The organism is Pantoea sp. Morm (assembly GCF_016643525.1).
GTDB classification, from domain to species: domain Bacteria; phylum Pseudomonadota; class Gammaproteobacteria; order Enterobacterales; family Enterobacteriaceae; genus Pantoea; species Pantoea dispersa.
On sequence record NZ_VOQX01000093.1, the window covers coordinates 1 to 16,049 of the forward strand.

General features: G+C 59.8%; 15 protein-coding genes. 5 read left to right on the plus strand and 10 right to left on the minus strand.

The features are described 5' to 3' along the window. Window positions 1-587 (plus strand): Hpt domain-containing protein (locus FT726_RS22280; RefSeq protein WP_346303456.1); only part of this gene is annotated, 587 nt, incomplete at its 5' end. A gap of 173 nt (window positions 588-760) precedes the next feature. On the opposite strand, the gene FT726_RS22285 is transcribed toward FT726_RS22280, so the two are convergent. From FT726_RS22285 to FT726_RS22310, 6 genes are all read right to left on the minus strand, one after another. Further along, a complete protein-coding gene (locus FT726_RS22285) occupies window positions 761-1,900 on the minus strand; it encodes a glycerate kinase (RefSeq protein ID WP_059010900.1) in 1,140 nt (379 codons plus the stop codon). Window positions 1,901-1,985: 85 nt separating this feature from the next. Then, on the minus strand, window positions 1,986-2,870 hold the full coding sequence (gene garR / locus FT726_RS22290) for a 2-hydroxy-3-oxopropionate reductase (protein WP_058757044.1): 885 nt from the start codon (window positions 2,868-2,870) through the stop codon (window positions 1,986-1,988). A gap of 19 nt (window positions 2,871-2,889) precedes the next feature. Next, complete coding sequence (gene garL, locus FT726_RS22295; protein ID WP_136545562.1) at window positions 2,890-3,657, minus strand: 2-dehydro-3-deoxyglucarate aldolase; 768 nt, start codon at window positions 3,655-3,657, stop codon at window positions 2,890-2,892. Window positions 3,658-3,709: 52 nt separating this feature from the next. After that, a complete protein-coding gene (gene gudD / locus FT726_RS22300) occupies window positions 3,710-5,041 on the minus strand; it encodes a glucarate dehydratase (RefSeq protein ID WP_040679678.1) in 1,332 nt (443 codons plus the stop codon). Window positions 5,042-5,051: 10 nt separating this feature from the next. Further along, on the minus strand, window positions 5,052-6,398 hold the full coding sequence (locus FT726_RS22305) for an enolase C-terminal domain-like protein (protein ID WP_104189651.1): 1,347 nt from the start codon (window positions 6,396-6,398) through the stop codon (window positions 5,052-5,054). Window positions 6,399-6,408: 10 nt separating this feature from the next. Continuing rightward, on the minus strand, window positions 6,409-7,755 hold the full coding sequence (locus tag FT726_RS22310; RefSeq protein WP_058771607.1) for an MFS transporter: 1,347 nt from the start codon (window positions 7,753-7,755) through the stop codon (window positions 6,409-6,411). A gap of 507 nt (window positions 7,756-8,262) precedes the next feature. Between FT726_RS22310 and garD the strand changes: the two genes are divergently transcribed. Continuing rightward, entirely contained in the window at window positions 8,263-9,822 is a 1,560-nt protein-coding gene (garD, locus tag FT726_RS22315; RefSeq protein ID WP_058757048.1) for a galactarate dehydratase, read from the plus strand. A 73-nt stretch (window positions 9,823-9,895) separates the two neighbouring features. Here the strand turns inward: garD and FT726_RS22320 are convergent, their stop codons facing one another. From FT726_RS22320 to syd, 4 genes are all read right to left on the minus strand, one after another. After that, window positions 9,896-10,342: a flavodoxin gene (locus FT726_RS22320; protein WP_021507375.1), complete on the minus strand. Its 447-nt coding sequence runs from the start codon at window positions 10,340-10,342 to the stop codon at window positions 9,896-9,898. 12 nt (window positions 10,343-10,354) lie between these two features. Then, complete coding sequence (gene truC / locus FT726_RS22325) at window positions 10,355-11,134, minus strand: tRNA pseudouridine(65) synthase TruC (RefSeq protein WP_058757049.1); 780 nt, start codon at window positions 11,132-11,134, stop codon at window positions 10,355-10,357. Continuing rightward, a complete protein-coding gene (locus tag FT726_RS22330) occupies window positions 11,134-11,460 on the minus strand; it encodes a YqcC family protein (protein ID WP_058771608.1) in 327 nt (108 codons plus the stop codon). The genes truC and FT726_RS22330 overlap by 1 nt, the downstream gene beginning before the upstream one ends. A gap of 588 nt (window positions 11,461-12,048) precedes the next feature. Then, window positions 12,049-12,597 (minus strand): SecY-interacting protein, encoded by a 549-nt coding sequence (gene syd / locus FT726_RS22335; RefSeq protein WP_288424827.1) that lies wholly within the window; start codon window positions 12,595-12,597, stop codon window positions 12,049-12,051. 62 nt (window positions 12,598-12,659) lie between these two features. Between syd and queF the strand changes: the two genes are divergently transcribed. From queF to xni, 3 genes are all read left to right on the plus strand, one after another. Then, entirely contained in the window at window positions 12,660-13,505 is an 846-nt protein-coding gene (gene queF, locus FT726_RS22340; protein WP_058757052.1) for an NADPH-dependent 7-cyano-7-deazaguanine reductase QueF, read from the plus strand. Window positions 13,506-13,691: 186 nt separating this feature from the next. Continuing rightward, complete coding sequence (ppnN, locus tag FT726_RS22345; RefSeq protein ID WP_021507381.1) at window positions 13,692-15,056, plus strand: nucleotide 5'-monophosphate nucleosidase PpnN; 1,365 nt, start codon at window positions 13,692-13,694, stop codon at window positions 15,054-15,056. Between the two features lie 38 nt (window positions 15,057-15,094). Beyond that, window positions 15,095-15,862 (plus strand): flap endonuclease Xni, encoded by a 768-nt coding sequence (gene xni / locus FT726_RS22350; RefSeq protein ID WP_346303457.1) that lies wholly within the window; start codon window positions 15,095-15,097, stop codon window positions 15,860-15,862. Window positions 15,863-16,049: the final 187 nt, after the last annotated feature.

Here is a 16,049-nt window from a genome sequence, read left to right on the forward strand (position 1 = left end):
ATATTCAGATGCCGGACATCGACGGCATCCGCGCCAGCGAGATCATCCGCAGCCTGCCACAGCACGCCAGCACGCCGATTGTCGCGGTCACGGCGCATGCGCTGGATGGCGAACGCGAGCAGCTGATCGCCGCCGGCATGAATGATTATCTCGCCAAGCCGATTGATGAGGACAAGCTGAAGCAGCTGCTGCAGCGCTATGCGCCGGGCAGCGTGGCGAGCACGGTGCGACAACCGGCGATCGCGCCCTCACTCGACTGGGCGCTGGCATTGCGCCAGGCGGCGAATAAAGCCGAGCTGGCGCGCGATCTGCTGCAGATGCTGCTGGATTTTCTGCCGGAAGTGGAGCAGCGCGTGGCGCAATGTATGGCGCAGAATGACGTCGATGGGCTGCGCGAGATTATCCACAAGCTGCACGGCAGCGCCAGCTACAGCGGCGTGCCGCGGCTGAAACAGCTGTGTCAGCAGCTGGAGAAGAGTCTGCATCAGGAGAGCGATATCGCAGCGCTGGAACCAGAGCTGCTGGAGCTGAGCGACGAGATGGCGAATGTGGCGCGCGAAGCGCGTCAGGTGCTGGGCGTGGTGTAGTGAGGGTTATGGGTTGTGTGCTGGGCCCTCACCCTAACCCTCTCCCGGCGGGAGAGGGAACCGTCCGGTGCGATCCAGAGGAACAGCGCGAAATCCAAATCCGTGCACCATCAGCCCCCTCTCCCGCCTGCGGGAGAGGGCTGGGGTGAGGGGAAAACCGCACCGCCTCCCCCCTACAACCCCTGCCCCACCTTGATCGTGGCAGCGACGTTCCTTGCCGTCAGGCGGACATTCTGCGCGGCATTGGCCAGCGCCTCTTCCAGTGAACAGATACCCGACAGCACGCTGTACACCGCGTCGATCCCGTGCTGATGCACCACACCGACATCCGCCGTCAGGCTGCCGGCAATACCGATCACCGGCTTATTGAACTGCTTCGCCACCTGCGCCACGCCAACCGGCACTTTGCCGTTGACTGACTGACTGTCGATGCGCCCTTCACCGGTAATCACCAGATCGGCATCCTGCACCTGCTGCGCCAGTCCCAGCGCTTCGGTGACAATCTCAATGCCGCGCCGTAGTTCAGCGTGGCAAAACGCATGCAGCGCCGCGCCCATGCCGCCGGCTGCACCACCGCCGGCGATGTGCAGCACATCAATATCCAGATCGCGCTGAATAATCGCGGCGTAATGGCCGAGCGCGGCATCCAGCTGCTGCACCAGCTGCGGCGTGGCTCCCTTCTGCGGGCCAAAAATCGCCGACGCCCCCTCTTCGCCAATCAGCGGATTGGTCACGTCGCACGCCACTTCAATGCGGCACTGCAGCAGGCGCGGATCCAGATCGGCGATCTCAATCTTCGCCAGTTGCGGCAGTGCCCCGCCGCCGTAGCCAATCCCGCTGCCGTGGCTGTCCAGCAGCCGGGCGCCGAGCGCCTGCACCATGCCGGCACCGCCGTCGTTGGTGGCGCTGCCGCCGATGCCGATGATGATGTGATCGACGCCGCGATCCAGCGCGTTTTTGATAAGTTCACCGGTACCGTAGGAGGTGGTGATCAGCGGATCGCGCTGTGCCGCAGGCACCAGCTCCAGCCCGCTGGCCGCCGCCATCTCAATAAAGGCGGTACGCGCATCACCGGATAATCCGTAAAACGCGTCGACCGGCTCGCCGAGCGGCCCGGTCACCGTCAGTCTGACGATGTTGCCCTGGGTTGCCGCCACCATTGCTTCAACCGTGCCTTCTCCGCCGTCGGCGACCGGTATTTTGACATAGTCAGCGGCGGGGAAAATTTCGCGAAATCCCGCTTCTATCGCGGTAGCCACTTCCAGGGCGGACAAACTCTCTTTGTATGAATCCGGTGCGATGACAATTTTCATAGGCAATCCGAGCGCGGTAGATGACGGAAATCCGTCTGGCTAAGGCAGTACAGCGTCCGGCATCCGCAGATACCGGACGCGGGCACTACCGGGTGATCTCAACTTTGGCTAATTTTTCATAATAGCAAGCCAGCGCGCTATGATCGGACGTACCCTGCCCGTCGACTTTAAGCGCCTGCATCATCTCCATCACCGCCGCGGTCAGCGGCAGATGTGCACCAATGCCGTGTGAGGTATCAAGCGCATTGGCTAAATCCTTGATATGCAAATCGATACGGAAGCCAGGCTTAAAGTTGCGGTCCAGCACCATGGGCGCTTTGGCATCCAGCACGGTGCTGCCCGCCAGACCGCCGCGAATCGCCTGGTAAACCAGTTCCGGATTGACGCCGGCTTTGGTGGCCAGCGACAGCGCTTCTGACATCGCGGCAATGTTGAGCGCCACAATCACCTGGTTGGCCAGTTTAGTGACGTTGCCCGCGCCGATATCGCCGGTATGCACCACTGAACCGGCCATCGCCTTAAGAACATCGTAGCACTGATCAAACAGCGCTTTATCACCGCCGACCATTACCGACAGCGTGCCTTCAATCGCTTTTGGCTCACCGCCGCTCACCGGCGCATCCAGCATCCTGATGCCTTTTTCTGCCAGCGCATCATGCACTTCGCGGCTGGCCAGCGGCGCGATGGAGCTCATGTCGATCACCACCAGCCCCGGCTTCGCCCCATCGATAATGCCATTCTCGCCCAGACACACCTCTTTCACCTGCGGTGAGTTCGGCACCATGGTGATTACCACGTCAACCTGCGCGGCCAGCTCTTTCGGCGTTTTCGCCACGGTGGCACCCAGCTCCACCAGTTCGGCTTCGTTGCTGGCGTTGTGGTCGCGCACCACCAGGGTGTAACCGGCTTTCACCAGGTTTTTACTCATCGGTTTGCCCATGATACCGAGGCCGATAAATCCAATTTTCATTGCCTTTCCCCTTCGTCAGTTACTGCTTAAATTTGTCGCACAGCGCCTGCGTGGCGTGGCGGAAAACACCGAGATCGCTGCCGACGGCAACAAAGCTGGCGCCCCATTCGAGATAACGGCGTGCGTCAGCCTCCACCGGCGCCAGAATCCCGCTCGGCTTACCGGCAGCTTTGGCGCGCTCAAGGATGTAACGGATCACTTTCAGCACTTCCGGATGCGCCGGCTGGCCGAGATACCCCAGCGCCGCTGACAGATCGCCCGGGCCGACAAAGATGCCGTCTACGCCGTCCACCGCCGCGATGGCGTCAATGTTGTCCACCGCCTGCTGAGTTTCGATTTGCACCAGCACGGTGATATTGTCATTGATGGTGGCGTTGTAGTCCGGCAGCGTGCCGTACATGTTGCTGCGATGCGAAACCGACACGCCGCGAATACCGGCTGGCGGATAACGGGTCGATGCCACCGCGCGCGCCGCCTCTTCTGCGGTTTCCACGAAAGGAATCAGGAAGTTATAGAAGCCAATATCCAGCAGACGCTTGATGATGATCGGCTCATTGCACGGCGGTCGCACCACCGGCGCGCTCGGGCTGCCTTTGAGCGCCATCAGCTGCGGAATAAAGGTGGTGATGTCGTTCGGCGCGTGTTCGCCGTCCAGCACCAGCCAGTCAAAGCCCGCCAGCCCCAGCACTTCCGTGGTGAGAGGATTGGCAAGGGCGCACCAGCTGCCAATCAGGGTTTCCCCTGCCAGCAAACGACGACGAAAAGGGTTGGGCCAGGCATTGCTCATGATCTCTACTCCTGTTATTTAGCACCGCCGCCCGCGGGCGCGCGGAATAAAATCAGCGCACCAGGCACGGACGCTTGTTATCAAATGTCCAGTTCGGCACGAGGAACTGCATCGCCTGCGCATCGTCGCGCGCGCCCAGTCCATGCTGCTGATACAGCGCATGGGCCTGCATCACCTGATCCATGTCCAGTTCGACGCCAAGGCCCGGCTTCTGCGGCACCTGCACCATGCCGCCCTTGATCTGCAACGGCTCTTTGGTCAGGCGCTGGTTGCCCTCCTGCCAGATCCAGTGGGTGTCGATGGCGGTAATGGCGCCCGGTGCGGCGGCGGCCACATGGGTGAACATCGCCAGCGAAACATCGAAATGGTTGTTGGAGTGCGAACCCCAGGTCAGGCCGAAGTCGTGACACATCTGCGCCACGCGCACCGAGCCCTGCATGGTCCAGAAGTGCGGATCGGCCAGCGGAATATCGACCGACTGCAGCGACAGCGTGTGGCCCATCTGACGCCAGTCGGTGGCGATCATATTGGTGGCGGTAGGCAGACCGGTGGCGCGCCGGAACTCGGCCATCACTTCACGTCCGGAGTAACCCTGTTCAGCGCCGCACGGATCTTCCGCATAAGCCAGCACGCCTTTCAGCTGTTTACCGAGCAGGATGGCCTCATTGAGCGACCAGGCGCCGTTGGGATCGAGCGTCACGCGCGCCTGCGGGAAACGCTTCGCCAGTGCGGTTACTGCTTCGGCCTCTTCACCGCCGCGCAGTACGCCGCCTTTCAGTTTGAAATCGTTAAAGCCATATTTTTCGTAGGCGGCTTCTGCCAGGCGCACCACCGCGTCCGGCGTCAGCGCTTCCTCATGCCGCAGGCGATACCAGTCGCACGGATCATCGGTCTGGCTCTGATACGGCAGTGACGTTTTGCGGCGATCGCCGACGTAAAACAGGTAGCCGAGCATCTCGACGCGGTCACGCTGCTGTCCTTCGCCCAGCAGCGACGCCACGTTGACGCCCAGATGCTGGCCGAGCAGATCCAGCAGCGCCGCTTCGATGCCGGTCACCACGTGAATGGTGGTGCGCAGGTCAAAGGTCTGATTGCCACGCCCGCTGGCATCGCGATCGGCAAAGGTGGTGCGCACCAGGGTGAGGATATTTTTGTACTCGCCGACGGTTTTTCCGGTTACCAGCGCCGCCGCGTCTTCCAGCGTCTGACGAATTTTCTCGCCGCCGGGGATCTCGCCCACGCCCGTGTGGCCGGCGTTATCTTTCACAATCACGATATTGCGGGTAAAAAACGGCGCGTGGGCACCGCTCAGATTCAGCAGCATGCTGTCGTAACCGGCCACCGGAATGACCTGCATTGCTGTAATTTTCGGGGTGTGACTCATTTCCTGCTCCTTATGCATGGCGGCGTCCAAAAGCCGGACGCTTACGGTCGAACGACCATCCGGGAACCAGATATTGCATTGCCGTGGCGTCATTACGTGCGCCTGCCGGCAGCGATTGATACAGGGCGTTAGCCTGGCGCAAGCGGTCCCAGTCCAGCTCAACGCCGAGGCCGGGTTTGTCCGGCACGGCAATTTTGCCGTTGCGGATCTGCAGCGGCTCTTTAGTCAGACGCTGGTCGCCCTCCTGCCAAATCCAGTGGGTATCGATGGCGGTCGGTTTACCCGGTGCCGCTGCGCCGACGTGAGTAAACATCGCCAGCGAAATGTCGAAGTGATTATTGGAGTGGCAGCCCCAGGTCAGCCCCCACTCATCACACAGCTGCGCCACGCGTACCGCGCCGCTCAGCGTCCAGAAGTGCGGGTCGGCCAGCGGAATATCGACCGCGTTGAGCATCACCGCGTGGTTCATCTCACGCCAGTTGGTGGCGATCATATTGGTGGCGACCGGCAGACCGGTGGCACGGCGAAACTCGGCCATGACTTCGCGCCCGGAATATCCCTGCTCGGCACCGCACGGATCTTCGGCATAGGTCAGCACCTCGTGCAGGCCTTTGCACAGCGCGATGGCTTCATCCAGATGCCAGGCGCCGTTGGGATCGACGGTGATGCGCGCGTCCGGGAAACGCTGCTTCAGTGCCACCGCCGAGGCAATCTCCTGCTCGCCCGGCAGCACGCCGCCTTTGAGTTTGAAATCTTTGAAGCCGTACCTGTCCTGCGCCGCTTCGGCTAAGCGCACCACCGCGTCCGGCGTCAGCGCCTCCTGATGGCGCAGGTGATACCAGTCGTGACCGGCCGCGTCGCCGCTCTGATAGGGCAAATCAGTCTTACGCCGATCGCCAATGTAAAACAGGTAGCCCAGCACCGTGACCTCATCGCGCTGCTGACCTGGCCCCAGCAGCTCGGCCACTGGCACGCCGAGGCACTGGCCGAGCAGGTCGAGCAGCGCCGCTTCCAGCGCCGCCACCGCATTGACCCGCAGCTCAAACGTCCAGGCACCGTTGCCGAAGGTATCGAAATCCGCCGACTGGTTACCTTTGTGCACCTGCTGCACCAGCCGGTTCATGCGCGCCACCTGCTGCCCTTTCACCTGCGGTATTGCCGCGACCAGCGTCTGATAAATGGTTTCACCGCCCGGCGCTTCGCCGACGCCGGTGTGGCCGGCGCTGTCGGTCAGCACCACGATATTGCGGGTAAAGCAGGCGCTGTGCGCGCCGCCGATGTTGAGCAGCATGCTGTCGTAACCCGCCACCGGGATTACCTGCATGTCGGTAATCACCGGGGAACTTTGCGTATTCATATTTGGTTCCTTATGACCGGGGTTTGAGTTCGACACGTTTGATATCGCCGGTTATCACCAGGAAGCTGAACGCCGCCACAAACGCATGGATGCCGACATAAATCAGCGCCCCTTCAAACGAACCGCTGGTGGCGATGATGTAACCAATGGCAATCGGCGTGACGATGCCAGAGAAGTTACCGAACATATTGAACAGGCCGCCGCTCAGGCCGCTGATCTCTTTGGGTGCGGTATCGGCCATCACCGCCCAGCCCAGCGCGCCAATGCCTTTACCAAAGAACGCCAGCGCCATAAACAGCACCACTACCCATTCGGTTTCGGTGTAGTTACACATCACCATGCTGATGGAGAGCAGCATACCGATGACAATCGGGGTTTTACGCGCGATGTTCAGCGAGCCGGTTTTACGCATCAGGTAATCTGAAATCACGCCGCCCAGCACGCCGCCGAGGAAGCCGCAGATGGCGGGAATCGAGGCGATCATGCCGGCTTTAAGAATCGACATGCCGCGCGCCTGCACCAGATACACCGGGAACCAGGTAATAAAGAAGTAGGTCAGGGCGTTAACGCAGTACTGACCGAGATAGATCCCCCACATCATGCGGGTGGAGAGCAGTTGCTTGATTTGAAACCACTTCTCATCCCAGCTCACTTTACGCTCGGCTTTCTTCGCATCCATGTTAATCAGCGCACCGCCCTGCTCCATGTACTCCAGCTCGGCTTTGTTTACGCCAGGGTGATCGTTCGGGTCATGAATCACTTTCAGCCAGATAAAGCTGAGAATGATGCCCAGCCCGCCCATGAACCAGAACACGTGCGCCCAGCCCACCTCGGCCACCAGCCAGCCCATGATCGGTGCGAAAATCACCGTGGCGAAGTACTGGGCGGAGTTAAAGATGGCGACGGCGGTACCGCGCTCCTGCGCCGGGAACCAGGCAGCAACAATACGGCTGTTACCCGGGAAAGACGGCGCTTCCGCCAGCCCCACCATGAAGCGCAGCAGGAACAGTGACACCACAATGCCGAAGCCGCTAAAGATGTCGACGAAGCCCTGCAACAGGGTAAACAGCGACCACAGGAAGATGCTCCAGAAATAGACGCGTTTGGAGCCGAAGCGGTCCAGCAGCCAGCCGCCAGGAATCTGACCGATAACGTACGCCCACGAGAAGGCGGAGAAGATGTAGCCGAGGCCGACGGAATCGAGACCGATCTCCTTCGACATCGCCGAACCGGCAATCGAAATGGTGGCCCGGTCACCGTAGTTGAACGAGGTGACGATAAATAACATCACCACAATCCAGTAACGGGCGTTGGTGCGCTTCTGCACCGCTGCCGCTGTCTGGCTGTAACTATTCATGATGCACTCCTGAAATATAGCGAACGCTACATTCACTCTGACTGCATACACATCGCGTTGGGTATCAGAATGATGTTGGGTTAAACACGGCGATTGTTGTTATGGCAAAACGATGATGCGTCGTGACGAATAACCAAACGTCGAAGAACGGCAATCAGTATAGGAACAGCATCGCCGCGAAACACTGGAGGAACGCCCGAGGATAATCATCAATCCGGCACGATTTTCTGGCATTTGCCCATAACGCTGCGGCGTGGCTCACGGAACCCGCTATCCAGCCGCCAGATTGCTGTAAAAGTGAACAGCAAGCGTACGCTTTGTGAGGCTCTTCACTTGCGTTTGGTAAAACGAACCAAACTGCGCGCCGATCGCGGCACAAAGCCAGTCAGTTGCACAATGCGCGGGTGAATACCCCTGCTTATACTGAGGCTGGCAAATAACGATGATGTGACGGACGTGATTTCAACCGCACCGCTTTGACCGGTGCGACGAACCGGAAGGTGAGCAATGAACCGACCTCTGACAGACAAACCGCGCTACATTAAAGTGCACGACGCCGATAACGTGGCGATAGTGGTCAACGATCAGGGATTGCCCGCAGGCAGCCGCTTTGATGACGGTCTGCAGCTGACTGAGCATGTGCCGCAGGGGCACAAAGTGGCGCTGAGCGATATCGCCCTGCATGGCGACATCGTGCGTTACGGTGAAGTGATTGGCACAGCGCTGCGCCCGATTGCGCGCGGCAGCTGGATTGAGGAGTCGCTGGTGGCGCTGCCCGCCGCCCCGCCACTGGCCAGCCTGCCGCTGGCTACCAACGTGCCGCCGCCCCTGCCGCCGCTGGACGGCTACACCTTTGAAGGCTATCGCAACGCCGACGGCAGCGTCGGCACGCGCAATCTGCTCGGCATCACCACCAGCGTGCACTGCGTGGCGGGCGTGGTGGATTACGTGGTGCAGCTGATTGAGCGCGATCTGCTGCCGCGCTACAGCAACGTCGATGGTGTGGTGGCGCTCAACCATTTATATGGCTGCGGCGTGGCGATCAACGCACCGGCGGCGGTGGTGCCGATTCGCACCATTCACAACCTTGCGCTGAATCCTAATTTTGGCGGCGAAGTGATGGTGGTGAGCCTCGGCTGCGAGAAATTACAGCCGGAGCGCCTGCTGACCGGTACACCGGACGTACAGGCCATTTCGCTGGATGAGCGCGATATCGTGCGCCTGCAGGATGAGCGTCACGTGGGTTTTGGCGCGATGGTCGATGAAATTCTGCAGGTGGCCGAGCGCCATCTGAAAAAACTCAATCAGCGTCAGCGCGAAACCTGCCCGGCGTCAGCGCTGGTGGTCGGCACCCAGTGCGGCGGCAGCGATGCGTTTTCCGGCGTGACGGCCAATCCGGCGGTTGGCTTTGCCTCGGATCTGCTGGTGCGCTGTGGTGCGACGGTGATGTTCTCGGAAGTGACCGAGGTACGCGATGCGATCCATCTGCTGACACCGCGTGTGGTAAACGAAGCGGTGGGCAAACGGCTGCTGGAGGAGATGGCGTGGTACGACGATTATCTGAGCCAGGGGCAAACCGACCGCAGCGCGAATCCGTCGCCGGGCAATAAAAAAGGCGGCCTGGCCAATGTGGTAGAAAAAGCGCTGGGCTCAATTGCCAAATCCGGCCGCAGCCCGATTGTCGAAGTGCTGTCACCCGGACAGCGCCCGACGCAGCGCGGGTTGATTTACGCCGCCACGCCGGCCAGCGATTTTGTCTGTGGCACCCAGCAGATGGCTTCCGGCATTACGCTGCAGGTGTTTACCACCGGGCGCGGCACGCCTTACGGTCTGGCGGCGATTCCGGTGATCAAAATGGCGACGCGCAGCGCGCTGGCGAACCGCTGGCATGACCTGATGGACATCAATGCCGGCACCATCGCGACGGGCGAAGAGAGTATTGAACAGGTCGGCTGGCGGCTGTTCGAGCTGATTCTGGATATCGCCAGCGGACGTAAACAGACGTGGTCAGATCGCTGGGGAATCCGTAATCAGCTGGCGGTATTCAATCCGGCACCGGTGACGTGATGTGCAAAATTAACTTTCGGCGCGATCGGTTCCCTCTCCCGCCTGCGGGAGAGGGTTAGGGTGAGGGCCTGATTTACAACAACTTACCCCAGCTCTCCACCCACGGCGTGGTCACTGACTCGGGCTCCGGATTTTCCGTCGCATCCACCAGCAGCACCTCGCCAATACGCTGCGCCTGCTGCTCCTGCAGCGTGGCATCAAAAGTCTTTCCAGCCCCGCAGAAGTGGTCGTAACTGCTGTCGCCTAAAGCGATCACGCCATAGCGTAGCTCAGGCTGATAACCCAGTTCATCGCGCACCTGCACATACAGCCGCGCGATATTGTCCGGAAAATCGCCCTGCCCGGTGGTCGAGGTAACAATTAACGCGACCTCTTTGCTGTAAGCCTGCCAGTCGGCGAGTGACGGATCTTCAAACACCTTCACCTCATGCCCCTGCGCTTCCAGCACCGGCTGCGCCTCTTCGGCAACCAGCAGCGCGTTGCCGTACACCGTACCTGTAAAAATGCCAATCTTTGCCATTTTGCCGCTCCTTTATTCTGTCGGCTTATCCTGGACTGCCTCAGCGGCAAACTCAACCCTCGGCACCTCGGGCAGTTGCTGCTGCCAGCCAAACGATTGCAGCATCTGCTGCCAGACGCGATCCAGCCCGGCGCGAATCACCAGCGGTTCGCCGGTCACCGGATGCGTTAGCGTCAGCGCACTGGCGTGCAGCATCAGTCGATCCATGCCAAAGTGGGCTGCGGCACCGCGGTTCTGCCGCAGATCGCCGTGCGAGCTGTCACCAATAATCGGATGACGCAGGTGCGCCATATGGCGTCGCAGCTGATGCTTGCGCCCGGTGTGCGGCGACAGCTCAACCAGCGTATAACGTGCGCTGGGGTACTTGCCGATAGCCACCGGCAGTTCCGCCTGCGCCAGCGCGCGATAATCGGTGACCGCCGGCTGCGGCGCGCGCGGTTCCGTGACAAACTTGTCCGCAATTTTATCCAGCTCTTCCACCAGCGGATAATCCAGCGTTGCGCTACCGTCCAGCCAGCCGCGCACCACTGCGTGATAGGTCTTCTGTATCTGATGCTGTTCAAACTGCTGCGCCAGCAGCCGCCCGATTTCGCTGGAGAGCCCCATCAGCAGCACGCCAGACGTGGGACGATCGAGGCGATGCGCGGTAAATACGTGCTGACCAATCTGATCGCGCACCGTCTGCATCACCACCACTTTCTCTTTGCGATCAAGCCAGCTGCGGTGCACCAGCCAGCCCGCCGGTTTATTCACCGCAACCAGCCATGCATCCTGATAAATGATCTCCAGCATCAGGCGTCCGGCGGCGCAAACAGCGCATCAAGCTGGCTGAGCGTCAGCAGCAGCGCTGCATGGCCCGGCGTGGTGGGCGGCAGGGCCATCTCATAATAAGGCGTAACGGCGAAGTTTTGCGGCAGCGCGGCGCCGGCGTCAAGCAGCGCCTGCATGCGCGGCAGCAGGACCCACTGCAGCCATTCGAGCGGCTGCAGGGTATCGAGACAGAAAGGTTGCGTGCTATTAAAGGCTTCCGCCGCCGGGGCGTGCGTCTGCCAGTGGCCGTGTTCGCGCATCACCGCTTCGACCTGCTGCAGCCGCTGAATAATCAGGTGCGTCGACATACGCTACCTCCGCGTCAAAAAGGGGCGGCAAGCATATCATTAGTGGGTGCGCGCGCAAAAACGGCATAAAAAAAGGGAGCACTGTGATTACAGTGCTCCCGGTTCGTTTGCAGCATTCCCGCCACCGCTGTGCTCCCTGCTCATCCTTGACAACTGTTCCTGCGCTTTCCGTCGCCTGTCATCGTGACATTGGTCCTTAGCATCCTGGCCCGCCACATCCCGCGTGGCTCTCATTCTCCATCCTGGAGGTGTCCTTTACTCACTCCGGAGTGTCCTGCTTCATCCTGAAGCCTTCCCTGTGACGTAAACTCCGTTACGTTCCTGCCGCCTGGCTGACATTCTCCTGAACGTCTCTCAATCCGTGGCTTCCTGCCAGTGGTGACTATTCTGGCAGAAACCATCGCAATAACAAGTCAGTAAGCGCCGTTAAACGATTAAGCCATGTCTGTATTTTCGGATTGATGCCATAACTGCATGATTCACAATATTTTTACATTGCGGACTTCCGGAAGTCTGCGTAATGTTCTGGCGATCTCGCACAACAGTTGTGAGAGATCTCTTACAAAGGCTGCGAGAAAAGTCTGCAACTCAAGAACTAACCGGTTGTAAAGCATTAAGAAATGTCTGAATATCCACCGCCAGTTTCTGCCGCTTCTTCGTACCCGGCTGCTCCAGGATCACTTCGCCGGTCAGATTACACACCGCGATAACATCCTGCTCCGAATCTGTCGTGGCGATAAACAGCGTCGGGCTCTGTTTCAAACGGCGCTTCATCACCAGGTGGCCAATCAGGTTCTCCTGCAGGCGGGTAAAATCGTCCTCGCTCCACACCTGCAGCAGCGTCAGCGGCTGCTGTGCAAACTGCGCGTGCATGTCGCCGGCAAATTGCGTGGTATAGAACGTGGTGAGGTCCGGCTGCAGCTGAATATCCAGTGCGCGCTCAACGGCTGCCAGCGAGGCTGGCAGGATAAAATCCTGCGGCTGCCACAGGACACGCTCATCCAGTTCACTGATGATGCAGGGCGACGGCACGCCGTACAGCTCTGCGCTGGCGGGAAAATGGCCGTGCTGCTGCTGCCAGTGCGCTACATAACGGGCGGTAAAATCGCGCAGGGCCTCTGCGGTTTGCTGCATCATTCATCTTCTCGCTGGTGATCGGTTACACTGACTCCCTTTGATGGATTTTAGTGGTAACCGTTATGTCTTCTGAAAACCGGGATACGGCGCTGAGCGGCCTGACTTTGGGTAAGCCCACCGCGTATGTTGATCGCTACGATAACACGCTGCTGCAGGCGGTGCCGCGCAGCCTGAATCGCGAGCCGCTCGGGCTCTATCCCGACAACCTGCCGTTCCACGGCGCAGATATCTGGACGCTGTATGAACTCTCCTGGCTAAACAGCAAAGGCGTGCCGCAGGTCGCGGTCGGCGAAGTGGTGCTAAGCGCCGACAGCGTGAATCTGATCGAGTCCAAAAGCTTCAAACTCTATCTTAACAGCTTTAACCAGACGATTTTCGCCGACTGGGGCGCCGTGCGGCAAACGCTGGAGCGCGATCTCAGCGCCTGCGCTAACGGCCAGGTCAGCGTGGCGCTGTTTCGCCTGAGCGAAGTGGAAGGTCAGCCGATCGGGCACTTCGCTGGCGATGTCATTGACGAGCAGGATATCACCATCAGCGATTACGGCTTTAACGCTGATTACCTCGCCAGCGCAACGGGCAGCGAAGTGGTCGAAGAGACGCTGGTCAGCCATCTGCTGAAATCGAACTGTCTGATCACCAATCAGCCGGACTGGGGCTCGGTGATGATTCGCTATCAGGGCCCGCGTATCGATCGCGAAGCGCTGCTGCGCTATCTGATTTCGTTCCGCCAGCACAATGAGTTTCACGAGCAGTGCGTCGAGCGTATTTTTAACGATATTCAGCGCTTTTGTCAGCCAGCAGCATTAACCGTCTACGCGCGCTACACGCGGCGCGGCGGGCTGGATATCAATCCGTGGCGCAGCAATGTCCCCTTCACGCCGGGCTACTCCCGCCTGGTGCGCCAGTAACAGATTGCGAGATGTCTCGCAGGCCGCCGCACGGATGCGCGGTTCCACTTGAGCATTCGCGGCCGACAACGGTACTCTGGTACAGGCGCGAGGGCGACAGCGTGCTTACCGAAGGATTTTCGTCACTGCGCTCAACGGGTTAAGCGCAGCGTCATCAGTCACGCATTTGCGTGTAAAGGAGTTCTCTTGATTACACATATCAGCCCGCTTGGCTCAATGGATCTGCTCTCCCAGCTGGAAGTCGACATGCTGAAGCGTACTGCCAGCAGCGATCTCTACCAGCTGTTTCGCAACTGCTCGCTGGCGGTACTCAACTCCGGCAGCCAGACCGACAGTAGCCACGAACTGCTTTCCCGCTTCGAAAACTTTGACATCAACGTGCTGCGCCGCGAGCGCGGCGTGAAACTGGAGCTGATCAACCCGCCGGAAGAGGCGTTTGTTGACGGCCGGATTATCCGTTCGCTGCAGGCGAACCTGTTTGCCGTACTGCGCGACATTCTGTTTGTTAACGGTCAGCTCTCGGCGGCGGATCGTTTACAAAATCAGGACGTCACCGACTCCGCGCACATCACCAATCAGGTGTTCTCTATTCTGCGCAACGCACGCGCGCTGCACGTGGGCGAATATCCCAACACCGTGGTGTGCTGGGGCGGTCACTCCATCAACGCGGTCGAATATCAATATTGCCGCAATGTCGGAACCCAGATGGGCCTGCGCGAGCTGAACATCTGTACCGGCTGTGGTCCGGGCGTGATGGAAGCGCCGATGAAAGGGGCGGCGGTAGGCCATGCACAGCAGCGCTATCACGACAGCCGGTTTATCGGCCTGACTGAACCGTCGATCATCGCTGCGGAGCCACCTAACCCGCTGGTGAATGAACTGATCATCATGCCGGATATTGAAAAGCGTCTGGAAGCCTTTGTGCGCATCGCGCACGGCATCGTGATCTTCCCGGGCGGCGTAGGTACAGCTGAAGAGCTGTTGTATCTGCTGGGCATTCTGATGAATCCGCAGAACAGCGATCAGGTCCTGCCGCTGATCCTCACCGGGCCAAAAGAGAGCGCCGATTACTTCCGCGTGCTGGATGATTTCATCGTTAATACGCTGGGTGAAGCTGCGCGCCGGCATTACAAAATTATCATTGATGATGCTGCGGAAGTGGCGCGTCTGATGAAGAAAGCCATGCCGCAGGTGAAAGAGTATCGCCGCGAAACCGGCGATGCTTACAGCTTTAACTGGTCGATTCGCATTGCGCCGGATCTGCAGGTGCCGTTCCTGCCAACCCACGAAAATATGGCCAACCTCAAGCTGTTCCCGAATCAGCCAGCGGAAAAACTGGCGGCGGATCTGCGGCGTGCCTTCTCGGGCATCGTGGCCGGTAACGTCAAAGAGATGGGGATCCGCGAAATCCGGGAAAAAGGTCCGTATCAGCTGCAAGGCGATGCCGATCTGATGCACCGTATGGACGAACTGCTGCAGGGCTTCGTCGCGCAGCAGCGCATGAAGCTGCCCGGCAGTGCTTACATCCCCTGCTACGAAATCATCAAATAACCCATCAGGAAGGCAGCCTGCGGGCTGCCGGTATCACTATGTCGCTTCATCTGCTTATTATCGACGCGCTCAATCTGATCCGCCGCCTGCACGCCGTGCAGGGTTCGCCCTGTCGCGAGGCCTGCGTGGCGGCGCTGCATCAGCTGCTGGGTCACACGCGGCCAACGCACGTGGTGGCGGTGTTTGACAGCCATGACCGACAGCCTGGCTGGCGTCATCAGTTATTGCCGGATTACAAAGCGGGCCGCCCGCCGATGCCGGACGATTTACAGCAGGAGATGGCCTCGCTGCAGGCGGCCTTTGAGGCCAGCGGTGTCAGCTGCTGGGTTGCCGAACAGGATGAAGCGGACGATCTGGCCGCGACGCTGGCAGTGAAGATGGCCGACGCCGGTCATCAGGCCACCATCGTTTCCACCGATAAAGGTTACTGCCAGCTGCTGGCGCCGAGCATCCGCATCCGCGATTATTTTCAGAAGCGCTGGCTGGACGTGCCGTTTATCGAACAGGAGTTCGGCGTCGCGCCGGGCCAGCTGGCGGATTACTGGGGCTTATGCGGTATCAGCAGCAGCAAAATTCCAGGCGTGCCCGGCATCGGGCCAAAAAGCGCACGGGAACTGCTGCTGCAGTTTGGTTCGCTCGAGGCGCTGTATCAGCAGCTGGATCAGGTACCTGAGAAGTGGCAGAAGAAGTTACGCGATCACCGCGCGATCGCCGAGGTGTGCCGACAGGTGTCAACGCTGAAGCGGGATTTGGTGTTGCAGGGGAATTTAAATACCCTGCGGTATCAGGGTCCGGTGCGTCACTGAGGTCGCCATGAATGGCGACCCTACAGCAGCACGGCAAGCCTGAGCTGCTCCGGGAAGTTTCAACCCTACTCATTGCGCGATGAATCGCGCCGCTACGGGCTAGTGCAGCTAATTTCTGCGCAATAATTTGTGCAAGCGCAGGACGACAAGCCCGAGCTGCTCCGGGAAGTTTCAATCCCGCTCATTG